The 20083-nt window shown below is 64.2% G+C and carries 19 protein-coding genes; 15 read left to right on the top strand and 4 right to left on the bottom strand.

Annotation, left to right across the window (positions count from 1 at the left end):
• The first annotated feature begins 2 nt into the window (after nucleotides 1-2).
• Genes F0A17_RS19970 through F0A17_RS19960 form a run of 3 tightly spaced genes read left to right on the top strand, consistent with a single transcriptional unit; the run spans nucleotide 3 to nucleotide 1572 of the window.
• Nucleotides 3-461: a nitrate reductase cytochrome c-type subunit gene (locus tag F0A17_RS19970; RefSeq protein WP_149330132.1), complete on the top strand. Its 459-nt coding sequence runs from the start codon at nucleotides 3-5 to the stop codon at nucleotides 459-461.
• Between the two features lie 10 nt (nucleotides 462-471).
• Nucleotides 472-1074: a NapC/NirT family cytochrome c gene (locus F0A17_RS19965; protein ID WP_149330131.1), complete on the top strand. Its 603-nt coding sequence runs from the start codon at nucleotides 472-474 to the stop codon at nucleotides 1072-1074.
• Nucleotides 1075-1107: 33 nt separating this feature from the next.
• A complete protein-coding gene (locus F0A17_RS19960; RefSeq protein ID WP_149330130.1) occupies nucleotides 1108-1572 on the top strand; it encodes a hypothetical protein in 465 nt (154 codons plus the stop codon).
• A gap of 185 nt (nucleotides 1573-1757) precedes the next feature.
• On the opposite strand, the gene F0A17_RS19955 is transcribed toward F0A17_RS19960, so the two are convergent.
• Nucleotides 1758-2537 (bottom strand): IclR family transcriptional regulator domain-containing protein, encoded by a 780-nt coding sequence (locus F0A17_RS19955; protein WP_149330129.1) that lies wholly within the window; start codon nucleotides 2535-2537, stop codon nucleotides 1758-1760.
• Nucleotides 2538-2806: 269 nt separating this feature from the next.
• On the opposite strand from F0A17_RS19955, the gene F0A17_RS19950 reads away from it, so the two are divergent.
• The 4 genes from F0A17_RS19950 (at nucleotide 2807) to F0A17_RS19935 (ending at nucleotide 7368) form a co-directional block, all read left to right on the top strand.
• Nucleotides 2807-3793 (top strand): Bug family tripartite tricarboxylate transporter substrate binding protein, encoded by a 987-nt coding sequence (locus tag F0A17_RS19950; RefSeq protein ID WP_149330128.1) that lies wholly within the window; start codon nucleotides 2807-2809, stop codon nucleotides 3791-3793.
• Nucleotides 3794-3867: 74 nt separating this feature from the next.
• Entirely contained in the window at nucleotides 3868-4368 is a 501-nt protein-coding gene (locus tag F0A17_RS19945; RefSeq protein ID WP_149330127.1) for a tripartite tricarboxylate transporter TctB family protein, read from the top strand.
• Nucleotides 4369-4400: 32 nt separating this feature from the next.
• On the top strand, nucleotides 4401-5906 hold the full coding sequence (locus F0A17_RS19940; protein ID WP_149330126.1) for a tripartite tricarboxylate transporter permease: 1506 nt from the start codon (nucleotides 4401-4403) through the stop codon (nucleotides 5904-5906).
• A gap of 238 nt (nucleotides 5907-6144) precedes the next feature.
• Nucleotides 6145-7368: a CaiB/BaiF CoA transferase family protein gene (locus F0A17_RS19935; protein WP_149330125.1), complete on the top strand. Its 1224-nt coding sequence runs from the start codon at nucleotides 6145-6147 to the stop codon at nucleotides 7366-7368.
• 36 nt (nucleotides 7369-7404) lie between these two features.
• On the opposite strand, the gene F0A17_RS19930 is transcribed toward F0A17_RS19935, so the two are convergent.
• Nucleotides 7405-8118, bottom strand: a complete 714-nt coding sequence (locus F0A17_RS19930; RefSeq protein ID WP_149330124.1) for an SDR family NAD(P)-dependent oxidoreductase — start codon at nucleotides 8116-8118, stop codon at nucleotides 7405-7407.
• Between the two features lie 242 nt (nucleotides 8119-8360).
• On the opposite strand from F0A17_RS19930, the gene F0A17_RS19925 reads away from it, so the two are divergent.
• The 5 genes from F0A17_RS19925 to F0A17_RS19905 all read left to right on the top strand — a co-directional run bounded on the left by F0A17_RS19925 (nucleotide 8361) and on the right by F0A17_RS19905 (nucleotide 14169).
• Complete coding sequence (locus F0A17_RS19925; RefSeq protein WP_149330123.1) at nucleotides 8361-9689, top strand: class-II fumarase/aspartase family protein; 1329 nt, start codon at nucleotides 8361-8363, stop codon at nucleotides 9687-9689.
• Between the two features lie 167 nt (nucleotides 9690-9856).
• Nucleotides 9857-10687, top strand: coding sequence for a CoA transferase subunit A (locus F0A17_RS19920; RefSeq protein ID WP_149330122.1), 831 nt, complete (start codon nucleotides 9857-9859; stop codon nucleotides 10685-10687).
• The gene (locus F0A17_RS19915; RefSeq protein WP_149330121.1) at nucleotides 10687-11460 is read left to right on the top strand and encodes a CoA-transferase subunit beta; all 774 of its coding nucleotides are present in this window, start codon (nucleotides 10687-10689) and stop codon (nucleotides 11458-11460) included. The genes F0A17_RS19920 and F0A17_RS19915 overlap by 1 nt, the downstream gene beginning before the upstream one ends.
• A gap of 122 nt (nucleotides 11461-11582) precedes the next feature.
• A complete protein-coding gene (gene pcaF, locus F0A17_RS19910) occupies nucleotides 11583-12800 on the top strand; it encodes a 3-oxoadipyl-CoA thiolase (RefSeq protein WP_149330120.1) in 1218 nt (405 codons plus the stop codon).
• Nucleotides 12801-12960: 160 nt separating this feature from the next.
• The gene (locus tag F0A17_RS19905; RefSeq protein ID WP_149330119.1) at nucleotides 12961-14169 is read left to right on the top strand and encodes an alpha/beta fold hydrolase; all 1209 of its coding nucleotides are present in this window, start codon (nucleotides 12961-12963) and stop codon (nucleotides 14167-14169) included.
• On the opposite strand, the gene F0A17_RS19900 is transcribed toward F0A17_RS19905, so the two are convergent.
• Nucleotides 14166-14867, bottom strand: coding sequence for a GntR family transcriptional regulator (locus F0A17_RS19900; RefSeq protein WP_149330118.1), 702 nt, complete (start codon nucleotides 14865-14867; stop codon nucleotides 14166-14168). The two genes, F0A17_RS19905 and F0A17_RS19900, sit on opposite strands and share 4 nt — an antisense overlap.
• Before the next feature lie 88 nt (nucleotides 14868-14955).
• Nucleotides 14956-16746 carry an IlvD/Edd family dehydratase gene (locus F0A17_RS19895; RefSeq protein WP_149330117.1) on the bottom strand — a complete coding sequence of 597 codons (1791 nt, stop codon included), beginning with the start codon at nucleotides 16744-16746 and terminating at the stop codon, nucleotides 14956-14958.
• 192 nt (nucleotides 16747-16938) lie between these two features.
• Here F0A17_RS19895 and F0A17_RS19890 point away from each other — a divergent pair, with 192 nt between their 5' ends.
• The 3 genes from F0A17_RS19890 to F0A17_RS19880 all read left to right on the top strand — a co-directional run bounded on the left by F0A17_RS19890 (nucleotide 16939) and on the right by F0A17_RS19880 (nucleotide 20069).
• Nucleotides 16939-17910: a tripartite tricarboxylate transporter substrate binding protein gene (locus F0A17_RS19890; RefSeq protein ID WP_149330116.1), complete on the top strand. Its 972-nt coding sequence runs from the start codon at nucleotides 16939-16941 to the stop codon at nucleotides 17908-17910.
• A 44-nt stretch (nucleotides 17911-17954) separates the two neighbouring features.
• A complete protein-coding gene (locus F0A17_RS19885) occupies nucleotides 17955-18464 on the top strand; it encodes a tripartite tricarboxylate transporter TctB family protein (RefSeq protein ID WP_149330115.1) in 510 nt (169 codons plus the stop codon).
• Nucleotides 18465-18563: 99 nt separating this feature from the next.
• Nucleotides 18564-20069, top strand: coding sequence for a tripartite tricarboxylate transporter permease (locus tag F0A17_RS19880; RefSeq protein WP_149330114.1), 1506 nt, complete (start codon nucleotides 18564-18566; stop codon nucleotides 20067-20069).
• Nucleotides 20070-20083: the final 14 nt, after the last annotated feature.

Here is a 20083-nt window from a genome sequence, read left to right as displayed (position 1 = left end):
CCATGCGAACGATCGCTATCGCCATTGCCATCCTGGGAACCAGCCTGGGGGCGCTCGCCCAGGAAGGCGAACTCGATGCCATGCGTGGCCACGTGCCGCTGCTCGAGGAGCGCACTCCCGAGCCGCTCTACAACGTCGAAAACAACGACCTGCGGCGCATTCGGGCCTATCCGATGCAGCCGCCGACCATCCCGCACAAGATCGACAACTATCAGGTCGATCTCAATGCCAACCGCTGCATGAGCTGCCACAGCCGGCAGCGGGTCGGCGACACCCAGGCGCCGATGATCAGCGTGACCCACTACATGGACCGAGACGGTAATTTCCTCGCCGAACTCTCGCCGCGACGCTACTTCTGCAACCAGTGCCACGTGCCGCAGACGGACGCGCCGCTGGCGGTCGAGAACCGTTTCGTCGATGTTGCCGAAATTCTCCGCCAGCGGCGCGAGACGCAAGAGTGAGGGCCGCTGAATGATAAAACGTATCAAGACCCTGTTCTCGGTCTTCTGGCGCGTCTTCCATTCGCCCAGCGGCTATTTCAGCCTCGGGTTTCTCACCGTGGGGGGCTTCATCGGCGGGGTGCTGTTCTGGGGCGGCTTCAACACCGCCATGGAGGCGACCAATACCGAGCGGTTCTGCATCAGTTGTCACGAGATGCGGGCCAACGTTTATGAAGAGATCCAGCCGACCATTCACTTCACCAACCGTTCGGGAGTGAGGGCGGTCTGCTCGGACTGCCACGTGCCGCACGACTGGACCGACAAGATCGCGCGCAAGATGCAGGCCTCGAAGGAGGTGTGGGGCAAGATCTTCGGCACCATCAACACCCGCGAGAAGTTCCTTGAGCACCGTCTCGAGATGGCCTCGCGCGAGTGGCGTCGCTTCGAGGCCAACGATTCGCTGGAATGCCGCAACTGCCACGACGAAGGTGCCATGGACTTCACCCGGCAGAGTTCCAGGGCGGCCGCGGCGCATCGGCGCGGGCTGATTGATGGCGACGCCACTTGCATCACCTGTCACAAGGGGATTGCCCATGAGCTTCCCGACATGGCGGGCGTCGAAGGCTGGGAATGAAGCGCCGAGCGGGGCTCGGCTGGAGGACGAAGGATGAAGTACATAGGCAAATGGATAGGCCCCCTGGCCGCAGTTCTCGTTATCGGTGTCTCTTCGGGCGCATGGGCACAGGATGCGTCTCCGCCGCCGGGCAATTCCGCTGGTTCCGGCTCGGCCCCGGGTGAGCCGACACTCGGCACGGTGCCCGAGCGAGAGGACGATGCCGGGACCGCTCGGGATGCGCCGGAGCGAGACATGCTCGGCACCGGTGCCGTGGACGAACCGATCTCGGGGGACGGCACGGGCGCGGACTCCGACACGCAGGAGCGCCAGGCCGAAGGTTCCCGTGATCGCTCCGCTACGACGGCCGACGGCGATTCGACTTCCCGCGATCGGGTCGAGGATCCCGGTCTCGACGAGCCTCGTCAGCCGATCCGGCCGGGGCAGATGGAGCAGGAGGTGGAAGGCGGCCGAGGCGATGGCGGAGACATCGGCCGTACCGACGAGGCGACCGATTAGGGCTCCCGGCCTGTTGTGTTTTCCCTAACCTGCCCCGAGCAGGCCGAAGCCTGTAGGCTCCAGATGAGCAGGCTGAAGGTAAGGAAGGAGGCGAGGGTCGCCACCATGAGCGTGGCCGTCGTCACTCCCTCCATGCCTTGGCGCAGCCCGAGCAGGGGGGAGAGGCTGATCATCGGGGCGCGGCGTCAGCTGACCGAGGTGCGGATCTGTCGTGCCTTCTCCTGCAACAGCGGCAGGTAGCGCTTCACCAAGGTGTCGTAATCCACGCGAGCCGCATTGGTGCTGATGTTAATGCCACCGAGCAGCTTGCCGTTGGTGTCGAAGGCCGGTACCGCCAGCGAGCGCAGCCCCGAGTCGAGCTCCTGGTCGACGATGCCATAGCCCTGCTGGCGCACTTCGAGAATGCGCCGCTTGAGCTCCGCCTTGTCGGTGATGGTCCTGTCGGTATATCGCTCGAGCACGACATTCTCGAGAAAGACGTCGAGTTCGGCATCGGGCAGTTGAGCGAGCAGCACCCGGCCTAGCGAGGTGTGAGCCGCCGGCAGGCGCGTGCCCACCGAAAGAGTGATGGCCAGCAGGCGGTGTCGCGCCGCCGAGCGCGCCACGTAGACGACGTCGTTGCCCTCCATGATTCCCAGCGAAGACGACTCACCGATTTCCGCCGTGATATCTTCCAGCACCTGCTGAATGACGCTGCGGTAGTTGTTGGAAGAAAGGAAGGCATAGCCGAGCTGCAGCACCTTGGGTGCCAGCTCGAAGGAGCGGCCCTGCTTTCTTACGTAGCCCAGCGCATTCAGCGTCAGCAAAAAGCGGCGCGCCTTGGCGCGGTTCATCCCGGTGCGGGCGGCCACCTCGCTCAGCGTCATTCGCGGATGCGCCTCGTCGAACGCCAGAATGACCTCCAGGCCACTGGCCAGGGCGGTCACGAAGTCGCGGTCGTCTGGGCTCAATACTTCGTCTTGCATGGGAGACATCCTCCTTTCCAGCGGCTGGTTCGTGCCAGGCAGGCGGCGCAGACGATAACGCATCGGTGTTCGATATGCGAACGGAAAAGGGACGGTGCTTGCCGAGAAAGCGCCAAAACGGCGGGATGCGTGCTGTTAAGACTAAAGTCGGGGTTTTTGGCCGAAGAGAGATCAAAGTACTCTCTGTCTGTAATGCGAATATATGTCCGTATAACGAACAATACAAGCGGGCTCAATCGATAATAAGCTTCAATCGTAAAGGTGGCGTGATGAAGAATTTCCTGAAAGCAGCGAGCCTGGCGGTGTGCAGCGGCGGCCTGGCGATGGCGGCTTCCATCTCCACGGTACACGCCGACGAGTGGCCGTCCGACGATGTGCGTCTGGTGGTGCCCTACGCGCCGGGCGGTACCACTGACGTGCTGTCCCGTCGCGTTGCCGATCTGCTCCAAGAGGAGCTGGACGCCAACGTCGTGGTCGAGAACCGCCCCGGCGCGGGCTCCACCGTGGCGACCGGGCGCCTGGCGCGAGGCGGTCGCGATGTCGACCACACCATCCTGATGGCGTCCCCGGGTCATACCATCGGTGCGGCGATCTATCCCGACCTGGCCTACGATCCGGTCGAGGACTTCGTTTTCCTGCAGAACCTGATCGATATCCCCAACGTCATGGTGGTGCCGGCCGACAGCCCCTACGACAGCGTGGAAGCGTTCGTCGAGGCGGCAAGAGAAGAGAACATGACCTTCAGCCACAGCGGTGTGGGCAGTTCCATTCACATGTCGGGCGAACTGTTCAAGACGCTGACCGAGACCAACATGACGGCCGTGCCGTTCGCCGGCAGTGGCGCGGCGCTGCCGGCCCTGCTGGGCGGTGACGTGGACGTGTCGTTCGAGAACATGCCGACCGTGCTTTCGCACATCAAGTCCGGAGATCTCAAGGCACTGGCCGTGACCTCCGCCGAGCGCTCCGAGCATCTGCCGGACGTGCCGACCCTGCGCGAAGTGGGCGATTATAATCTCGACCAGTTCGTCACCACCGCCTGGTTCGGCCTGATCGCGCACGAATCCTTCCCGCAGGAGGCGCAGGATGCCATGCAGGAAGCTCTCGAGGCCGTGATGCAGCGCGAAGAGTTCCTCGACTTCGCCAACCAGTTGGGCGCCGAGCCCGGCCAGGTCGCCGGTGAAGAGTTCAAGCAGTTCATCGCCGCCGAGGTGGAGCGCTGGCAGGGTGTCGCCGAGGAGGCGGGTATCCGCCAGTAACACCTGGGCCGACCCAGCGATCGATGAGGCGAGGGCCGTGTCCTCGCCTCACCTGTTTTCTCAGAGAGGTGGCTATGTCGACACCCGATCACAAGCGTGGCGGGCCGATCCGGGACCCGGGCGACGTCCTGGCGGGCGCCGTCCTGCTGATTGCCTCCGCCGTCCTGCTGTTCTATCTGGTGCCCAACTACATCGGCGAACCGCCGGTCCTGCAGAACCCCATGATGTCGCCGCGCTGGTTGCCACGCATCGTGGGCTGGCTGTTGCTCGGCTTTTCCGCCCTGCTGATCATGCAGGGCTTGCTCGTTGACAACACCGGCAAGGAGGACGGGCGACGCATCGAGAAGGGGCCGCGGCGACGCTTCGGCCTGATGGTGGTGGCGCTATTGGTCTATGTGGCGCTGTTCGAGACGTTCGGCGCGGTAATCAGCGGCATCCTGGCCACGCTGATCCTGTTCGTCGCCCATCCGGTGCGCACCTGGTGGGCGTACAGCCTGGTCATCGTCTTTCCGGTGCTCGTCACCTTTCTCTTCGTCAACGTCATGAACGTGCCACTGCCGGTGATGCCGTTCTGATGCAGACCGCTCAACCAGGTTCTAGGTGACGTATGGAAATCGTTTCGGAAGTCCTGCAACTCTTCCTTCATCCGGAGAACTTCCTGGCCATCGCGCTGGGGGTCGTGATCGGCGTGGTGGTGGGCTCCATTCCCGGCCTGACCGCCACCATGGCGGTAGCACTGGCCCTGCCGTTCACCTTCTCCATGGAGCCGGTCGCCGCCATACTGCTGCTGGTCGGCATCTACAAGGGCGGCATGTACGGGGGCTCGATTACGGCGATCCTGATCCGCACGCCCGGTTCGCCCGCATCGGCCTGCACCCTGCTCGACGGCTATCCCATGGCCCAGCAGGGGCACGCCAAGAAGGCGCTCAAGACGGCGCTCTACTCGTCGGTCATCGCCGACTTCATCTCCAATATCGCGCTGATCTTTTTTGCCGCCTACTTGGCCAAGATCGCCCTGAACTTCGGCGCCCCTGAATTCTTCTGGCTGATCTGCTTCTCGCTGACGATCATCATTTCGTTGGCCAGCGGCTCGATGATCAAAGGACTGCTGGCGGCGTTGATGGGAATCCTGCTCTCGCTGGTGGGTCTGGACGAAGTCTTCGGCTCCCAGCGACTGACCTTCGGCAACTACAACCTGATGGACTCGATCTCGTTCATCCCGCTGCTCATCGGGCTGTTCGCGATTCCGGAGATCATCGAGTTCTATCGCAAGAAGGCGGTGCCGCACATCAAGGCCAAGGCCAGCGGGGCCGGGCTTTCGCTGGCTGAACTCAAGCGTTGCCTCAAGAGTATCGTGCGCGGCAGTCTGATCGGCGTGATCATAGGCGCCATCCCCGGTACCGGGGCGACCGCCGCGGCCTTCATCTCCTACAGCGACGCCCGGCGCCGCTCGCCCCGCCGCGACAACTTCGGCAAGGGCGAGGTCGAAGGCGTGGCCGCCTCGGAGGCGGGCAACAATGGCGTGGCGGGGGCGACCATGATCCCACTGCTGTCGCTGGGCATTCCCGGCGACGTGATCACCGCGATCATCCTGGGCGCCTTCATGGTGCACGGCCTGACGCCCGGTCCGATCTTGTTCCAGGAGAACCTGCCGCTGATCTACGCGCTGTTCATGGGCATCATGTTCAGCTCGCTGGTGCTGCTGGTGGTGGGCAACGGCGCCATCAAGTATTTCTCGCTGATCGCCGACATTCCCAAGGCGATCCTCTTCCCCATCGTGCTGATGTTCTGCGTCTACGGCGCCTATGCCGTGAACAATGACACCTTCGACGTGTGGCTGATGCTGGGCTTCGGCGTGCTGGGGTATATCTTCAATCGCGCGGCGATACCCGCCGCCCCGTTCCTGATCGGCTTCATTCTGGGACCGATGTTCGAGGACAACCTGCGCCGCTCGCTGTTGATCGGCGGTAACGATCTGTCGATCTTTATGCGTGGTCCCATCACCTGGTTCTTCATTGCCCTGACGCTGGGCTCCATCGTGCTGGCGCTCTACCGCTACGTGACCGCACGGCGCCTGCCGACCCGGGCCGACACCTCCCAGGATGCCCCATGAGCTGCAGGGTCAACGAAGCCGCCTCGCCGGAAGGCCGTCGCTGCGGTACCTGATCCAGCGCCGACGAAGGAGGGAGGCGGACGGCAGCAGGGCAGGCTCCTGCTGAGCTGGAACTGATTCTTTACGCGCCGTCTGTCCGATCGCTCCCGGTGCGCACCGCACCGGGTGGCGATCGCGCGCGGGTGACGAGTCTGCGCCGACCGTGGCGACGTGAATCACAATTGAGGGAGACGATACGATGGCAGGACCGCTGACAGGCCTGCGGGTGCTCGACCTGAGTCGGGTGATGGCCGGGCCCTGGTGTACCCAGATACTTGCCGACATGGGCGCGGAGGTGATCAAGATCGAACGCCCGACGAGTGGCGACGATACGCGCCATTGGGGGCCGCCCTGGCTCAAGGATCGCAACGACAACGAGACCCGCGAGTCGGCCTACTACCTTTCAGCCAACCGTGGCAAGCACTCGGTGACCGTCGATATCGGTCGTCCCGAGGGTCAGGCGCTGATCCGAGAACTTGCCGCCGAAAGCGATATTCTGGTGGAGAATTTCAAGAGCGGCGGCCTGGCGCGCAAGGGGCTCGACTACGCTGCTCTCGAGGCCCTCAATCCGGGATTGATCTACTGTTCGATCACCGGGTTCGGCCAAACCGGGCCGATGGCCGCCATGGCCGGCTACGACTACCTGATCCAGGCTCAAGGGGGGCTGATGAGCATCACCGGAGCGGCCGACGGCGAGCCGGGCGCCGGGCCGCAGCGGGTAGGCATGGCGGTGGCGGATCTGACCACCGGCATGAACGCCGCCATCGCCATCCTCGGTGCGCTGCACCACCGCCATCTCACCGGTGAGGGTCAGTATATCGACATGGCGCTGCTCGATGTCCAGGTGAGCTGGCTGGCCAACCAGGCGCAGAACTACTTCTGCAGCGGCACGCCGCCCACCCGCACCGGCGAATACCATCCCAATCTGGTGCCCTATCAGCCGTTCCCCACCGTCGACGGTGAGAAAGTCATCATCGCCATCGGCAATGACGGCCAGTTCCAACGCTTCTGTCGGGCCGTGGGGCGCCCCGAACTGGCCGAGGATCCGCGCTTTGCCACCAATCCGGAGCGGGTGCGACATCGCCTCGAGTTGGTGCCGATCCTGGTCGAGATCACTCGCTCCCGCACCGCCGCCGACTGGATGACACTGCTGCGTGAGATCTCGGTGCCCTGCGGACCGATTCAGAACATCGCCCAGGTGTTCGATGATCCCCAGGTCAAGGCAAGGGGCATGAAGGTCGAGCTCGAGTCCGCTCATGGCCCGGTGCCAGGGGTGGCCAATCCGATCAAGTATTCGCGGACACGGATCGAGTACCGCAAGGCGCCGCCGGCGCTGGGCGAGGATACCGACGCCGTGCTGGCGCGTCTGCTCGGCAAGGCGCCGGGCGAGATCGATGCACTGCGGCACCGGGGCATCGTGTAGCGGCAGGTTGACGGGGCCGCGCGCCCCGGTTGACGATCAACCGACGGTGACGCCGCCGCAGACGAACAGCGTCTGGCCGGTGACGAAGCCGCTGCGCTCGTCGCAGAAGAAACTCACCGCCTGGGCGACGTCCTCGGGCTGGCCCATGCGCTGTACCGGGATGTTGTCGACGATGCGCCGTGCCCGCTCGGAGTCCGGCGGGTTGTTCTCCCAGAAGGCGGTGGTGGCGATGGGGCCAGGGGCCACGCAATTGACGGTGATCCCGTCGCCGGCCAGCTCCAGCGCCCAGGTGCGCGCCATGGACTGAAGGGCTCCCTTGGTCGCGCTGTAGAGCGTGCGCGCTTCCTTGCCCAGCACCACGCGGCTGGCGTTGACCACGATGCGTCCATGGTTGCGCTCGCGCATGCCCGGCAGCAGTGCCTGGGTGCAGACCAGCGCCGAGCGTACGTTGAGGTGCATCAGGCGATCGAAATCCTCCACATGGGTTTCGTCGAGCAGGGCGGGAACGACGATGCCCACATTGTTGACCAGGCAGTCAACGGCATGATGTTCGGCGATCTCGTTCAGCACCGTGCGGGTGGCATCCACGTCGGCAAGATCGACCTGGCGCGCATCCTCCCTGAGCGACTCGGCCTCGGGCTCGACGATGTCCAGCACGAAGGTGCGATAGCCGTCGCGTTGCAGGCGCAGGGCGATGGCCTGGCCGATGTTGCGGGCGCCGCCGGTGACGATGGCACAGGATTCGGTCATGTGGGATCCTTTCAGTACGCTATGCGTACATAAGTTCGTTAAGCGATACATGGTTGCGCCACGTCACCATCGTCACAATGCGACTTTCGTTCAATGACGGCGGTGATGTTGCGACAACGTCTAAGCTTTCAACATACCGGCTCTCGGGCTGACGAGTGTTGCTCGATGACGGAACAGTCTCTAGCATTTGTTCGAAATACGAACACGGGTACGTTAAGAAGCGCGGCCTCGGAGACGCCCTCATGCCTGCACCCCTGATTCGCCACCCTTTCATGAACGGCCCCGCGCTGAGCGAGTGCAACGCCGCGGCCATGGTACAGGCCATGCTGGCTTTCGAGCTGGCGCTGGCCGAGGTGCAGGAGCGTCATGGGGCTATGCCTGCCGGCACCCACCGCGCCATGCGCGAGCCTCTCGAGTCGCATGCCTTCGATCTCGCTGCCATGGCGGAAGGAGTCGCCAGTGGCGGTAACGCGGCGATTCCCTTCGTCAAGCAGGGGCGCGCGGCGTTGCCCGAGCCGCTCAAGCGCTACTGGCACATGGGCGCCACCAGCCAGGATGTGGTGGACAGCGCGCTGATGCTGTTGCTCAAGCCGCGCCTGGCCGCGCTGGATGCGCTGCTGTTGCGCTGTCGTGCCGCTGCGGTCGAGTTGATGAACACACACGACCAGACGGTCATGGTGGGACGCACGCTGATGCAGCAGGCGCTGCCGATCACCTTCGGCGTCAAGGTGGCGCATTGGGCCATCGGGCTCGAACAGTCGCGGCGCCGCCTGGCGCAGGTCGAGCTGCCGGTGCAGTTTGGCGGTGCCGTGGGTGTGCATTCCGGCTGGGGAGAACTGGGTCTCGACTTCATGGACGGCCTGGCCGGGCGACTGGAGCTCGCGGCTCCCGTGCTGCCCTGGCATACGGACCGTCAGCCGATCCACGCGTTGGCCACGGCGCTGGACGCCGTGGCCGGGGCCGCCGAGAAAGCGGCGCTGGACGTGGCGCTGCTGACCCAGACCGAGATCGGCGAGGTCAGCGAACCGGGTGGTGAGGGCATGGGAGCCTCCTCCTCCATGCCGCACAAGCGTAACCCGGTGCGCTGCGCGCTGATTCGCGCCGCCTGCCGTCAGATTCATGGGCATGCCACGGTGATCATGAACGCGGCGGCCCAGCCGCTGGAACGTGGCCTGGGCGAATGGCACGCGGAATGGTCGCCGCTGGTCGACAGCGCCTTGCTACTGGAGGGTGCTTTGGAGCAACTCGCGCGGTTGCTCGAGGGGCTCGAAGTGCATGCGGAGGCGATGCAGCGAAACCTGGCGATCACCGGCGGGGCGATCATGGCCGAACCGGTATCGCGCCTGCTGGTACCTGTCGTCGGCCAGGATGCCGCCAAGCGGATCTCCGCCGAAGCGGCCGAGACGGCCCGCATCGAGCGGCGTGCCTATGCCACGGTGTTGACCGAGCATACCGAGATAACAGGGCGTATCGAGCGTGCCGAGCTGGAGCGTGTCGCCGATCCCGCCTTATACCTTGGTAGTGCCCAAAGGCAGGTCCGGCGTGCCATTGATTGGCTCATGGCGTCGTAACGGGTTGATCCATCGGCGTAATGCGGGGTTTCGAAGTGCAGGGGGAAGCGATGGCTTCCCCCTTTTTCATGATTGACGATCGCGAAAGGGGTGATTACTGTTGTTCGTATCACAAACCTGTGTTCGTTATGCGGACAAGGAAATGTAAAGAGAGAAGAGGTTCCATCATGGCCGAGTTCCTCAGCTTGCATGACGCGGTGGCGCGCTACGTCGAAGACGGCGCCACCGTGGCCATGGAAGGTTTCACCCATCTAATCCCCGTCGCCGCCGGTCACGAAGTGATTCGTCAGGGCAGACGCGACCTCACCCTGATCCGCATGACCCCCGACCTGGTCTACGACCAGATGATCGGGGCCGGCTGCGCAAAGAAGGTGATTTTCTCTTGGGGCGGCAACCCCGGCGTGGGTTCGCTGCACCGCCTGCGCGACGCGGTGGAGAAGGGCTGGCCGCATAAAGTCGAGATTCTCGAGCACAGCCACGCCGCCATGGCTTGCGCCTTCGAGGCCGGTGCCGCCGGGCTGCCGCTCGCCGTGCTGCGTGGCTACGTGGGCAGCGAACTGCCGAGCGTCAACGACCAGATAAAGTTCATCGAATGCCCGTTCACCGGCGAACGTCTGGCCGCGGTGCCCTCGGTGCGCCCCGACGTTTCCATCGTCCACGCACAAAAAGCCGACCGTGCCGGCAACGTACTGGTCGAGGGCATCGTGGGCGTGCAGAAGGAGGCGGTGCTGGCCGCCAGGCAGAGCATCGTCACCGTCGAGGAGATCGTCGACGACCTGACGACGCAGCCGGACTACCACCCCAACGCCTGCATCATTCCTGGCTGGGCGGTCAGCGCCATCGCCGTGGCGGAGAAGGGCTCCTACCCCTCCTACGCGCATGGCTACTACCCGCGCGACAACCGCTTCTACAAGGAATGGGACGCCATCGCCCGCGACCGCGAACGCTTCAAGGCCTGGCTGGAGGAAAACGTCTACCACGCAGGAGGACAATCCTGATGCGCCTCGAATACAGTTCCTCGGAGATGATGAGCGTCACCGCCGCGCGCGCGCTCGAGAATGGCATGACCTGCTTCGTCGGCATCGGCCTGCCCAGCGAGGCCGCCAACCTGGCGCGCCTCACCCATGCGCCGGACGTGGTGCTGATCTATGAGTCCGGTACCCTGCAGACCAAGCCTGACGTGTTGCCGCTTTCGATCGGCGACGGCGAACTGTGCGAATCGGCACTGACCACCGTCTCGGTGCCCGAGATGTTCCGCTACTGGCTGCAGGGCGGCAAAATCGACGTGGGCTTCCTCGGCACCGCCCAGATCGATCGCTACTGCAACCTCAACACCACCCTGATCGGCGACTACCATGATCCCAAGGTACGCCTCCCGGGCGGCGGCGGTGCGCCGGAGATCGCCACCAATGCCGGCGAGGTCTTCATTACCCTGAAGCACTCCAAGCGCGCCTTCGTAAAGGACGTCGATTTCGTCACTACGCTGGGCTTCGGCCGCGATGGCAAGGGGCGAGATGGCGTGCCCAACATCGGTCGCGGCCCGACCCGGGTCATCACCGATCTGTGCGTGATGAAGCCTGATCCCGAGACCAAGGAATTGGTCGTCGTCTCGCTGCACCCGAACGTGACCCGTGAAGAGGTGATCGAGGCCACCGGTTGGGAGATTCGTTTCGCCGACGTGCTCGAGACCACGCCCGAGCCCAGCGCTCGCGAGCTGGAAGTGCTGCGTGAACTGAAGGCCAGGACCGAACGCAAGCACACGGGCGAGTAAATCCGCTTTTATAGCGGCCTGCGCTTGGTCATACGTATCGAGAGATAGGGCAAAGGTTGTCTCTCGCCTCGGCTGGCCATGCCTCGTCACGTTCTACAGCGAATGTCAGGAGAGTTGAATTTATGAATGACGTCTACCTGTGTCATCCGGTGCGCTCGGCCATCGGCAAGTTCGGCGGCACGCTTGCCAGCGTGCGTCCCGACGATCTCGCCGCGCGCATCTTCGAAGCGCTGCTGGCCCGAGCGCCGGATCTCGACCCTGCCGGGATCGACGACGTGATCATGGGCTGCGCCAACCAGGCCGGCGAGGATAACCGCAACGTGGCGCGCATGTCGGCGCTGTTGGCGGGCCTGCCGACCAGCGTGCCCGGCACGACCATCAACCGCCTATGCGGCTCGAGCATGGACGCCATCGGCACCGCGGCGCGCGCGGTGCGTGCCGGCGAGGCCGAGCTGATGATCGCTGGCGGCGTCGAGTCGATGTCGCGTGCGCCCTACGTGCTGGGCAAGGCCGACAGCGCCTTCTCGCGCAGCCAGACAATGGAAGACACCACTATCGGCTGGCGCTTCATCAATCCGCTGCTCAAAAAGCAGTACGGCGTCGACTCGATGCCCGAGACTGCCGAAAACGTCGCCGAGCAGTTCAAGATCTCCCGCGAGGACCAGGATCGGTTCGCCTATGACTCGCAGGTGAAGACCAAGCGTGCCCAGGAAAGCGGCCGCCTGGCGCGCGAGATCGTTCCGGTGGAGGTCCCGCGGCGCAAGCAGGAGCCGCTGATCTTCGACACCGACGAGCATCCGCGTGAAACCACCCTGGAGAAGCTCGCCAGTCTGCCCACGCCGTTCCGCGCCGCCGGCTCCAGCGTGATGGGCTCGGTCACCGCGGGCAACGCCTCGGGCGTCAACGACGGCGCGGCGGCGGTGATCGTAGCCAGCGAGGCCGCGGTGAAGCGCTACCATCTGACCCCGATGGCGCGTATCCACGGCATGGCTACCGCCGGCGTCGAGCCGCGAATCATGGGCATCGGTCCGGTACCGGCCTCGCAGAAGCTGCTTGAACGCCTGGGCATGAGCGTGGATCAGCTCGACCACATCGAGCTCAACGAAGCGTTTGCCGCTCAGGCGCTGGCCTGCCTGCGCGAGCTGGGTATCGCCGACGACGACCCGCGGGTCAACCCCAATGGCGGCGCCATCGCCCTGGGCCATCCGCTCGGCATGTCCGGCGCTCGCATCGTCACCAGCGCCATGCACGAACTGCAGCTCAGCGGTGGTCGTTTCGCCCTGTGCACCATGTGCATCGGCGTGGGGCAGGGGATTGCCACGGTAATCGAGCGTGTATAGAAACGAGATAAGACATCAGCGGTAAGAGATAGGAGGGAAGGGAAAAGAAGGAAAAAAGACGTGGCGAAGCTACGTTCTTCTTCAAGGGCGAAGCCCGGCTTCCCTCTCGTTACAAAAAAGCGCCGGGTCTTTGCCTAGGCGCTTCGCCAGGAGAGGATGAATGGCATTTCTCGAGATCGACGGCCGCAGCGTCGCTTATCGCCTGCTTGGCCCCGAGGCGCTGCCGCTGGTGGTGCTGGCGCATCCGCTGGGCATGACCCAGGCGGTGTGGGATGACCTGCTGCCGACGCTGCTGCCGCGCTACCGCGTGCTGACCTGGGACCTGCCCGGCCACGGCGCCAGCGAGGCCTGGCCCGTTGAAAGCGGCGAGATCACGCCGGCAACGCTGGCTCGCGAGGCCCTGGCGCTGGCCGAGCATGCCGGCGCCTCGCGCTTTCATTTCGTCGGCACCTCCATCGGCGGCGTGGTGGGCCAGCAGTTGATCGCCGAGCATGCCGAGCGGCTCTACTCCATCACCCTGACCAACACCGGCGCGGTGATCGGCAGCAGCGAGCTGTGGACCACCCGTGCCGGGCGCGTGCGTGACGAGGGTCTTTCGGCCATGGTCTGCGATATCGTGCCGCGCTGGTTCTCGGCCCAGCGACTAAAAGACGAGCCTGCACTGGAGGCCGGCTGGCGTACCCAGATGGCACGTACCGACGGCGAATCCTACGCCCGGCTGTGCGAGATGCTTGGCCGCACCGACTTCCGCGGCAAGCTGAAGGGGCCGCTGGCGCAGCATCCCAGCATCGGCGTGCACTTGCTCGGCGGCAGCGACGACGTGGCCACCCCGCCCGAGACCCTGCAGGCGCTGGCGGCCGAATGTGGCGGCGCGCCACTGGAAATTCTCGAAGGCTTCGCTCACGTGCCCTCGGTCGAAGACCCCGCTGCCACGGCCAAGCGATTGCTGCTGTGGATGGCCAAAGACCGGGAAAAGGTCGGCGAGCAGGGCGTGAGCTATGCCGAGGGTCTCGAGACCCGCAAGCAGGTGCTGGGCGAGGAGCACGTGGAACGCGCCAGCCAGAACGCCAACAGCCTCGACATCCCCTTCCAGCAGATGATCACCCGCCTGGCCTGGGGAGAGCTGTGGAGCAACGACGACCTCACCCGGCGCGAGCGCAGCTTGATCACCACCGGGATCCTCGCCGCCCTGGGCCGTGATGAGCTCACGCTGCACCTCAGGACCGCCAAGCGCATCGGTCTGAGCGAGGCGGAGCTGCGGCAGGTACTGATGCACGTGGCTGTCTACGCCGGCGTACCGGCGGCCAACCATGCGTTTGCGCTGGCCAAGCAGCTGGGCTGGGGTGAGGGAAACGCTGACCCTAGCTAAGCGTAGGCGTGCTTATACAGGCTCAGGTAACGCTCTTTCGAAGGTATCAGATGCTCCCGGCATAGCCGGGCGAGTTGTTCCCGATCCTGGCTTCGGATAGCGTCGATCATGGCCTGGTGCTCGCGCTGGGCCTGAGCCAGAGAGTCCTTGTCGGCGATGGCGATGAAACGGATGCCATGGGCCTTCTGGGCGAACTCGTTGATGGTTTCGTAGAGGAACGGGTTGCCCGCGGCCCTGAACAGGGTACGGTGGAAGGCTATGTTGAGCCGGAAGACCCGGCGCAGATCGAGCGCGTCGACGGCTTCGCTGTAGCGCCGGTGGATGTCCTCCAGCTCCGTCAGCCACTCTGGCGATGCGGGCAGGGGCAAGGCCTCGACCGCGGCGAGCTCAAGGAGTTCGCGCATGGCATAGAGGTGCTCGACCTCTTCCGGAGGGTAGCTCTTGACGAAGGCGCCGCGGTTCTTGATTCGCTCGACCAGGCCGATGCTCTCCAACTGGAAGAGTGCCTGCCTGACGACGTGGCGCTTGCCATCGAAGCGTTCCATCATCGCTTCCTCGACCAGCCGCTCCTTGGGATGGAGGCGGCCGAGCACGATGTCTTCCTCCACGGCTGCCACGATATCGTCAACGCCAACCACCGGCGAGGCATCGGTGGCTTCGGCGTGACGCGACTCGAGGGATATTGTCGTTCGGTTCATGTCTGTTTCCCCAGCGGTCATCGGCAGGGTGGGGGAGTGCAGCCGGTACAGGACCGCTGCCCTCCGGTGAGTGTATCAAAGGGTACCTTCAGGCTTCATGGCTTCGCGGTACGCTAACGCTGGGTACCGGGCGGCAGGCGCGAAAATCGCAACCCTCTTCGGCCTGCAGTATCTGCTCCAGGAACAGTCGCCGGTAGCCAAGCAGGGGCTCACTCGAAGCCTGGGCCTGGAACACCTGACGTCGAACCTCCAGCTCCGCATCATCCACTTCCAGGCTGAGACGGTTGGTCTGCACGTCAAGGCTGATGATATCGCCATCCTGCACCAGGCCCAGGGTGCCGCCTTCGGCGGATTCGGGTGAGACGTGAAGCACGATGGTACCTGCGGCGGTGCCGCTCATACGGCCATCGGAGATCCGCACCATGTCCTTGACGCCTTGGGCGGCAAGCTTCTTCGGGATCGGGATATAGCCCGCCTCGGGCATGCCGGGGGCGCCTTTGGGGCCGATGTTCTGCAGCACCAGAACGTCGTCGGCCCGCACGTCGAGGCTTGGATCGTCGATGCGCCTGGCCAAATCCTCCAGGCCGGTGAACACCACAGCGCGTCCACGGTGCGTCATGAGTTCGGGCGAGGCGGCCGATTGCTTGATGATGGCACCGGCGGGAGCCAGGTTGCCGCGCAGCACGGCGATGCCCCCCTGGGCATAGACCGGCCTGCTGCGCGGACGCACCACCTTCTGGTCAACGAGGTGTACCGCCGCCTCGATGTTTTCTCCCAGGGTCCGGCCGTTGACCGTCATGGCATCCAGGTGCAATAGCGGCGCCAGCTCTCGTAACAGGGTGGGCAGGCCGCCGGCGCGATGAAGGTCTTCCATGTAGCCCTCGCCGGAAGGCTTGAGGTCGACGAGGACTGGCGTTTCCTGGCTCATGCGGTCGAAAGCCTCGAGATCGATGTCGATTCCCAGCCGGCCGGCGATAGCGGTGAGGTGAATCAGGGCGTTGGTAGAGCCACCCAGGGCGAGCAGCACGCGCAGTGCGTTCTCGAAGGCTTGGGGAGTCAGGATCTGCTCGGGGGTGACGCCACCACGGGCGAGCTGCACGGCCTGGGCGCCGGACTGCTCAGCGATGCGCTGCCGGTCGGCATACACCGCCGGGGCTGTGGCGCTATTGGGCAGCATGATGCCCAACGTCTCGGCCAGGCAGGCCATGGTGCTCGCCGTACCCATCACCGAGCAGGTACCGACGGTGGGTACCAGCTTGTCGTTGACCTCGTTGATCTCCTCGTCGTCGATATCCTTGCCCCGGTAAGCGGCCCAGTAGCGTCGGCAATCGGTGCAGGCGCCGACCCGAACGCCGCGATGGGAACCTGAGAGCATGGGGCCGGTGACGACCTGGACGGCAGGGATGCCGGCACTGGCAGCGGCCATCAGCTGAGCAGGCACTGTCTTGTCGCAGCCGCCGATCAGGACAACGGCATCCATGGGCTGGCCACGGATCATTTCTTCGGTATCCAGCGCCATCAGGTTGCGCAAGTACATGCTGGTGGGATGGGCGAAGGATTCGTGGAGGGTGATGGTAGGGAAGTCCACCGGCAGCCCGCCGGCAAGCATTACCCCACGCTTCACGCTTTCCACCAGGCCCGGCACATTGCCGTGGCAGGCATTGTAGCCGCTGTACGTGTTGGCGATGCCGATCACCGGGCGTGACAGAGCCTCGTCGGTGTAGCCCATGCCCTTGATGAAGGCCCTGCGCAGGAACAGCGAGAAGGCCGAATCTCCGTAGTTGGTCAAGCGGTTGGACATGCCTCTGGTGGATTTTTCTTCTTGCTGCTTCCCATGGCATCCGTTGCCGTTCTTGTCGTTGTGAACGTCCTGACTCATCGAGGTTTCCTCTGTCATTGCTGCATAAACGAATTGCCCGTGTGCACGGCGCATGAAGGCTAGGCTAGGTGTTATCAATTTGGTTGACAAGATTATTGACAATATTGTTTTCCACCTACTAGGTTGGATCAGGCAAGCGAGACTTGCACCGAATGTGCAGCACAACGACAAACAGCACTCGAGGAAACCACCATGCAAAATCGTGGAGCTTTCGCCGCCACTCTCTTAACCACCCTACTGTTTTCCGGGATCGCCCAGGCGGAGTACTCAGCAGGAGACGAGCTGAAAGTCCTGCAGGGGTTCAAGGCCGGTGGAGGCAGTGACGCACTGGCCCAGCTGACCCAACCCTTCCTGCGGGAATCCCTGGGTGTCGAATTCGTCAATGAGTACCTGCCGGGAGCTACCGGGGGAATTGCCTGGACTCGCCTGGCCAAGCAGGCGCCCAACGATGGCAGTGTGATCAGCATCACCAATACGCCGATGCTGATGACCAACTACCTCATGAACGACGCCATCAACTACTCGATCGACGAGCTGACCCCGATAGCCAACGTGGTGACCGACCCGGGCGTTATCGTGGTGCCCAAGGAAAGTCCGTACCAGACGGTGGAAGACTTCTTCGCCGCGGCCGAGGAGCGCCCCGGTCAGATCACGGTGGGTAATTCCGGTGTCGGTGGGGATGATTTCTTCTCCACCATCATGATCGAAAAGGCCACCGGCCTTTCTTTCCAGAAGGTGCCCTTCCAGGGCGATGGTCCCTCGGCCACTGCGGCCCTGGGCGGCAAGATCGACGCCAGCTTCAACAACCTGGGTAACGTCTACGGGCATATTCGCTCTGGCGACCTGCGCCCGTTGGCGGTATTCACCCGCGAGCGCCTGGAGGTGCTACCCGATGTACCGACCCTGGTGGAGAAGGACATCGACGTGGTGGCGGGGTCCTCGCGTGGCTACAGCGCACCGGCGGGCATTCCGGACCAGGCGCGCCAGGAGCTGATCGCCGCCTTCGAGGCCCTCAAGGACGACGAAGAATTCCAGCAGACCGCCCAGGAGCGCGCCATGAACCTCGACATCCTTACCGGTGATGCGTACGCCCAGATGATGCAGGACATGGAAGAGCAGTTCGCGGAAATCTGGGACGAGATCAAGGATGAGGTCAACGAGTAAGGCGTGTAGGCGCCTGTCTGCCACGAGCGACACGGGGGTGTCATATGAACGTCAGTCGTCTGACTCTGGGAGTCTTCACCATCGGCGTGGCCATTGCCTTCTACGTCACTGCCCTGGGGTATCCCCAGCGGGCGGCGAACATGCCTCTGATCTATTCGGTCGTCGTAGCCCTGCTGGGCGCGGCGGTGGTCGGCCAGGAGCTGGTCGGCGCGTTGCACCGACGCCGGATGGCGGGAGTGGTCGGCGTAACCGTCTCGCCATCAGGGACGGAAGACGTCGAGGATATGGCGACATCCGCCGGGCAGGGCGGCCGGCGCAAGCTGTGGAAGGCCATGCTGGTTTTCCTGCTGGCCGCCCTTTACGTCTACAGCATCTCGCTGCTGGGCTATTTGCTGTCCACCGTGGCCTTCATGGGGTTGGCCCTGACGCTGGTCGGCCATGTCTCCTGGCGCTTCGCCCTGGTGGGCATTGCCGTGCTGGTGGCGGTGGTGTGCCTGGTGTTCCTCGGCTTTCTCGGGCTTCCCGTCCCCCTGTTGCCTCCCGTCCTTTCATGACACCGATGCCCCGCCGGGCATCCCACCTTGCCGGACTCGGCCGCCTACAGGCCGGGCGAGGCATCCGGTGCCCGGAATCGGCTCCTGGAGCTTAGCCATATGGAAAACCTCGTTCTGGTGGGCCTGACCAACGTCCTCTCGTTCACCAATATCGCCTTGATCCTTGGGGGAACCCTGCTGGGGCTCTTCGTCGGGGCCATGCCGGGGCTCTCGGCGACCATGGCCCTGGCGCTGCTGCTTCCCTTGACCTTCGGTATGGATCCCGCCACGGGGCTCAGCATGCTGGCGTCTCTTTATGTGGGGGCCTCCTACGGTGGCTCCATCGCCGCCATCCTGTTGCGGACTCCGGGCACTCCGTCCGCGGCGGCCACGGTACTCGACGGCTTTCCGTTGTCGCAGCAGGGCCAGGCCGGCAAGGCGCTGGGGATTTCGCTGTTCGCCTCCTTCGTCGGCGGCCTGATGAGCGGCATCGCGCTACTCACAGCGGCGCCTCTGCTGGGTGTGCTGGTACTCAAGTTTGGCCCGATCGAGTTGTTCGCCATCGCCGTGCTGGGTATCACCATCATCGGTTCGCTCTCGCAAGGGTCGGTGGTGAGCGGCCTGTTGTCGGGTGCCCTGGGGTTGCTGGTGAGTACGGTGGGCATGGACCTGATCACCGGTACGCCACGTATGACCTTCGGCAACATCAACCTGTTTTCGGGGATCGAATTCACTGTGGCGCTGATCGGGTTGTTCTCGATTCCCCAGGCGTTGGTGCTGATCGAGAATGCCCACGGCTCGCAGAAAATCGCGAGCAGGATCACCGACAGGCTGATGCCGCGGCTCGGCGAGATCCGACACCTGCTGCCCAACATCTTCCGTTCCGGCGGGATCGGCATCGTCACCGGCCTGATCCCGGGAACCGGCGGCGATACGGCGAGCTGGTTCGCCTACAACGAGGCCAAGCGCTTCGCGGGGGACAAGAGCCGCTTCGGTAAGGGCGACATCGCCGGGGTGGCGGCGCCCGAGGCGGCCAACAATGCGGTGGTGGGTGGCGCGTTGATACCCACCATCGCCCTGGGCATTCCTGGCAGTTCTTCCACCGCCATCCTGCTCGGCGCCTTGATGGTGCAGGGCATCCTCCCCGGTCCCAATCTGCTGACCGATTACGGCGACGTCACCTACACCCTGATCTGGGCGGTGATCTTCGCCAACGTCGGGTTGCTGGCGGTGGGTCTGTTGTTCACTCGGCTATGCGTCGGTGTGACTCGCATCCCCGACAGTTTCGTGGCCTGCGCGATCATTACGCTCTGCGTGGTCGGTGCCTTCGCCATCAACAATAGCTTGTTCGAGGTGGGGCTGATGCTCGGCTTCGGGCTGTTCGGCTACTGGATGAACAAGGCTGGCGTTTCGTCGGCGCCGATGGTGATCGGGCTGATCCTGGGGCCGGTCATGGAGACCAGTTTCCAGCAGTCGATGCTGATCGGACAAGGCAACCCGGGCATCTTCCTGACGAGCCCGATCGCCGTGGTGCTGCTCTGTGTTGTCGCGTTCTCGGTACTGCAGGCCACGCCGTTCTTCCGCTGGCTGCGCGATGCGTTGTGCCCGCGTGCGCAGGCCGAATGATCTCCCCTTTTTGC

This window comes from Billgrantia pellis, from assembly GCF_008297955.1.
In the GTDB taxonomy this organism is placed as follows: Bacteria; Pseudomonadota; Gammaproteobacteria; order Pseudomonadales; family Halomonadaceae; genus Halomonas; species Halomonas pellis.
Note: the sequence above shows the minus strand (reverse complement) of the source record. Positions and strands in the feature narration are given on the sequence as shown.

What these genes read in the sequence shown, in the direction of transcription:
- F0A17_RS19890 (WP_149330116.1), top strand. Translation starts at nt 16,939, where the DNA reads ATGCAAAATCGTGGAGCTTTCGCCGCCACTCTCTTAACCACCCTACTG.
- F0A17_RS19930 (WP_149330124.1), bottom strand. Translation starts at nt 8,118, where the DNA reads ATGACCGAATCCTGTGCCATCGTCACCGGCGGCGCCCGCAACATCGGC.
- F0A17_RS19880 (WP_149330114.1), top strand. Translation starts at nt 18,564, where the DNA reads ATGGAAAACCTCGTTCTGGTGGGCCTGACCAACGTCCTCTCGTTCACC.
- F0A17_RS19895 (WP_149330117.1), bottom strand. Translation starts at nt 16,746, where the DNA reads ATGAGTCAGGACGTTCACAACGACAAGAACGGCAACGGATGCCATGGG.
- F0A17_RS19955 (WP_149330129.1), bottom strand. Translation starts at nt 2,537, where the DNA reads ATGCAAGACGAAGTATTGAGCCCAGACGACCGCGACTTCGTGACCGCC.
- F0A17_RS19960 (WP_149330130.1), top strand. Translation starts at nt 1,108, where the DNA reads ATGAAGTACATAGGCAAATGGATAGGCCCCCTGGCCGCAGTTCTCGTT.
- F0A17_RS19970 (WP_149330132.1), top strand. Translation starts at nt 3, where the DNA reads ATGCGAACGATCGCTATCGCCATTGCCATCCTGGGAACCAGCCTGGGG.
- F0A17_RS19965 (WP_149330131.1), top strand. Translation starts at nt 472, where the DNA reads ATGATAAAACGTATCAAGACCCTGTTCTCGGTCTTCTGGCGCGTCTTC.
- F0A17_RS19915 (WP_149330121.1), top strand. Translation starts at nt 10,687, where the DNA reads ATGCGCCTCGAATACAGTTCCTCGGAGATGATGAGCGTCACCGCCGCG.
- F0A17_RS19905 (WP_149330119.1), top strand. Translation starts at nt 12,961, where the DNA reads ATGGCATTTCTCGAGATCGACGGCCGCAGCGTCGCTTATCGCCTGCTT.
- F0A17_RS19950 (WP_149330128.1), top strand. Translation starts at nt 2,807, where the DNA reads ATGAAGAATTTCCTGAAAGCAGCGAGCCTGGCGGTGTGCAGCGGCGGC.
- F0A17_RS19885 (WP_149330115.1), top strand. Translation starts at nt 17,955, where the DNA reads ATGAACGTCAGTCGTCTGACTCTGGGAGTCTTCACCATCGGCGTGGCC.
- F0A17_RS19925 (WP_149330123.1), top strand. Translation starts at nt 8,361, where the DNA reads ATGCCTGCACCCCTGATTCGCCACCCTTTCATGAACGGCCCCGCGCTG.
- F0A17_RS19900 (WP_149330118.1), bottom strand. Translation starts at nt 14,867, where the DNA reads ATGAACCGAACGACAATATCCCTCGAGTCGCGTCACGCCGAAGCCACC.
- F0A17_RS19920 (WP_149330122.1), top strand. Translation starts at nt 9,857, where the DNA reads ATGGCCGAGTTCCTCAGCTTGCATGACGCGGTGGCGCGCTACGTCGAA.
- F0A17_RS19940 (WP_149330126.1), top strand. Translation starts at nt 4,401, where the DNA reads ATGGAAATCGTTTCGGAAGTCCTGCAACTCTTCCTTCATCCGGAGAAC.
- pcaF (WP_149330120.1), top strand. Translation starts at nt 11,583, where the DNA reads ATGAATGACGTCTACCTGTGTCATCCGGTGCGCTCGGCCATCGGCAAG.
- F0A17_RS19945 (WP_149330127.1), top strand. Translation starts at nt 3,868, where the DNA reads ATGTCGACACCCGATCACAAGCGTGGCGGGCCGATCCGGGACCCGGGC.
- F0A17_RS19935 (WP_149330125.1), top strand. Translation starts at nt 6,145, where the DNA reads ATGGCAGGACCGCTGACAGGCCTGCGGGTGCTCGACCTGAGTCGGGTG.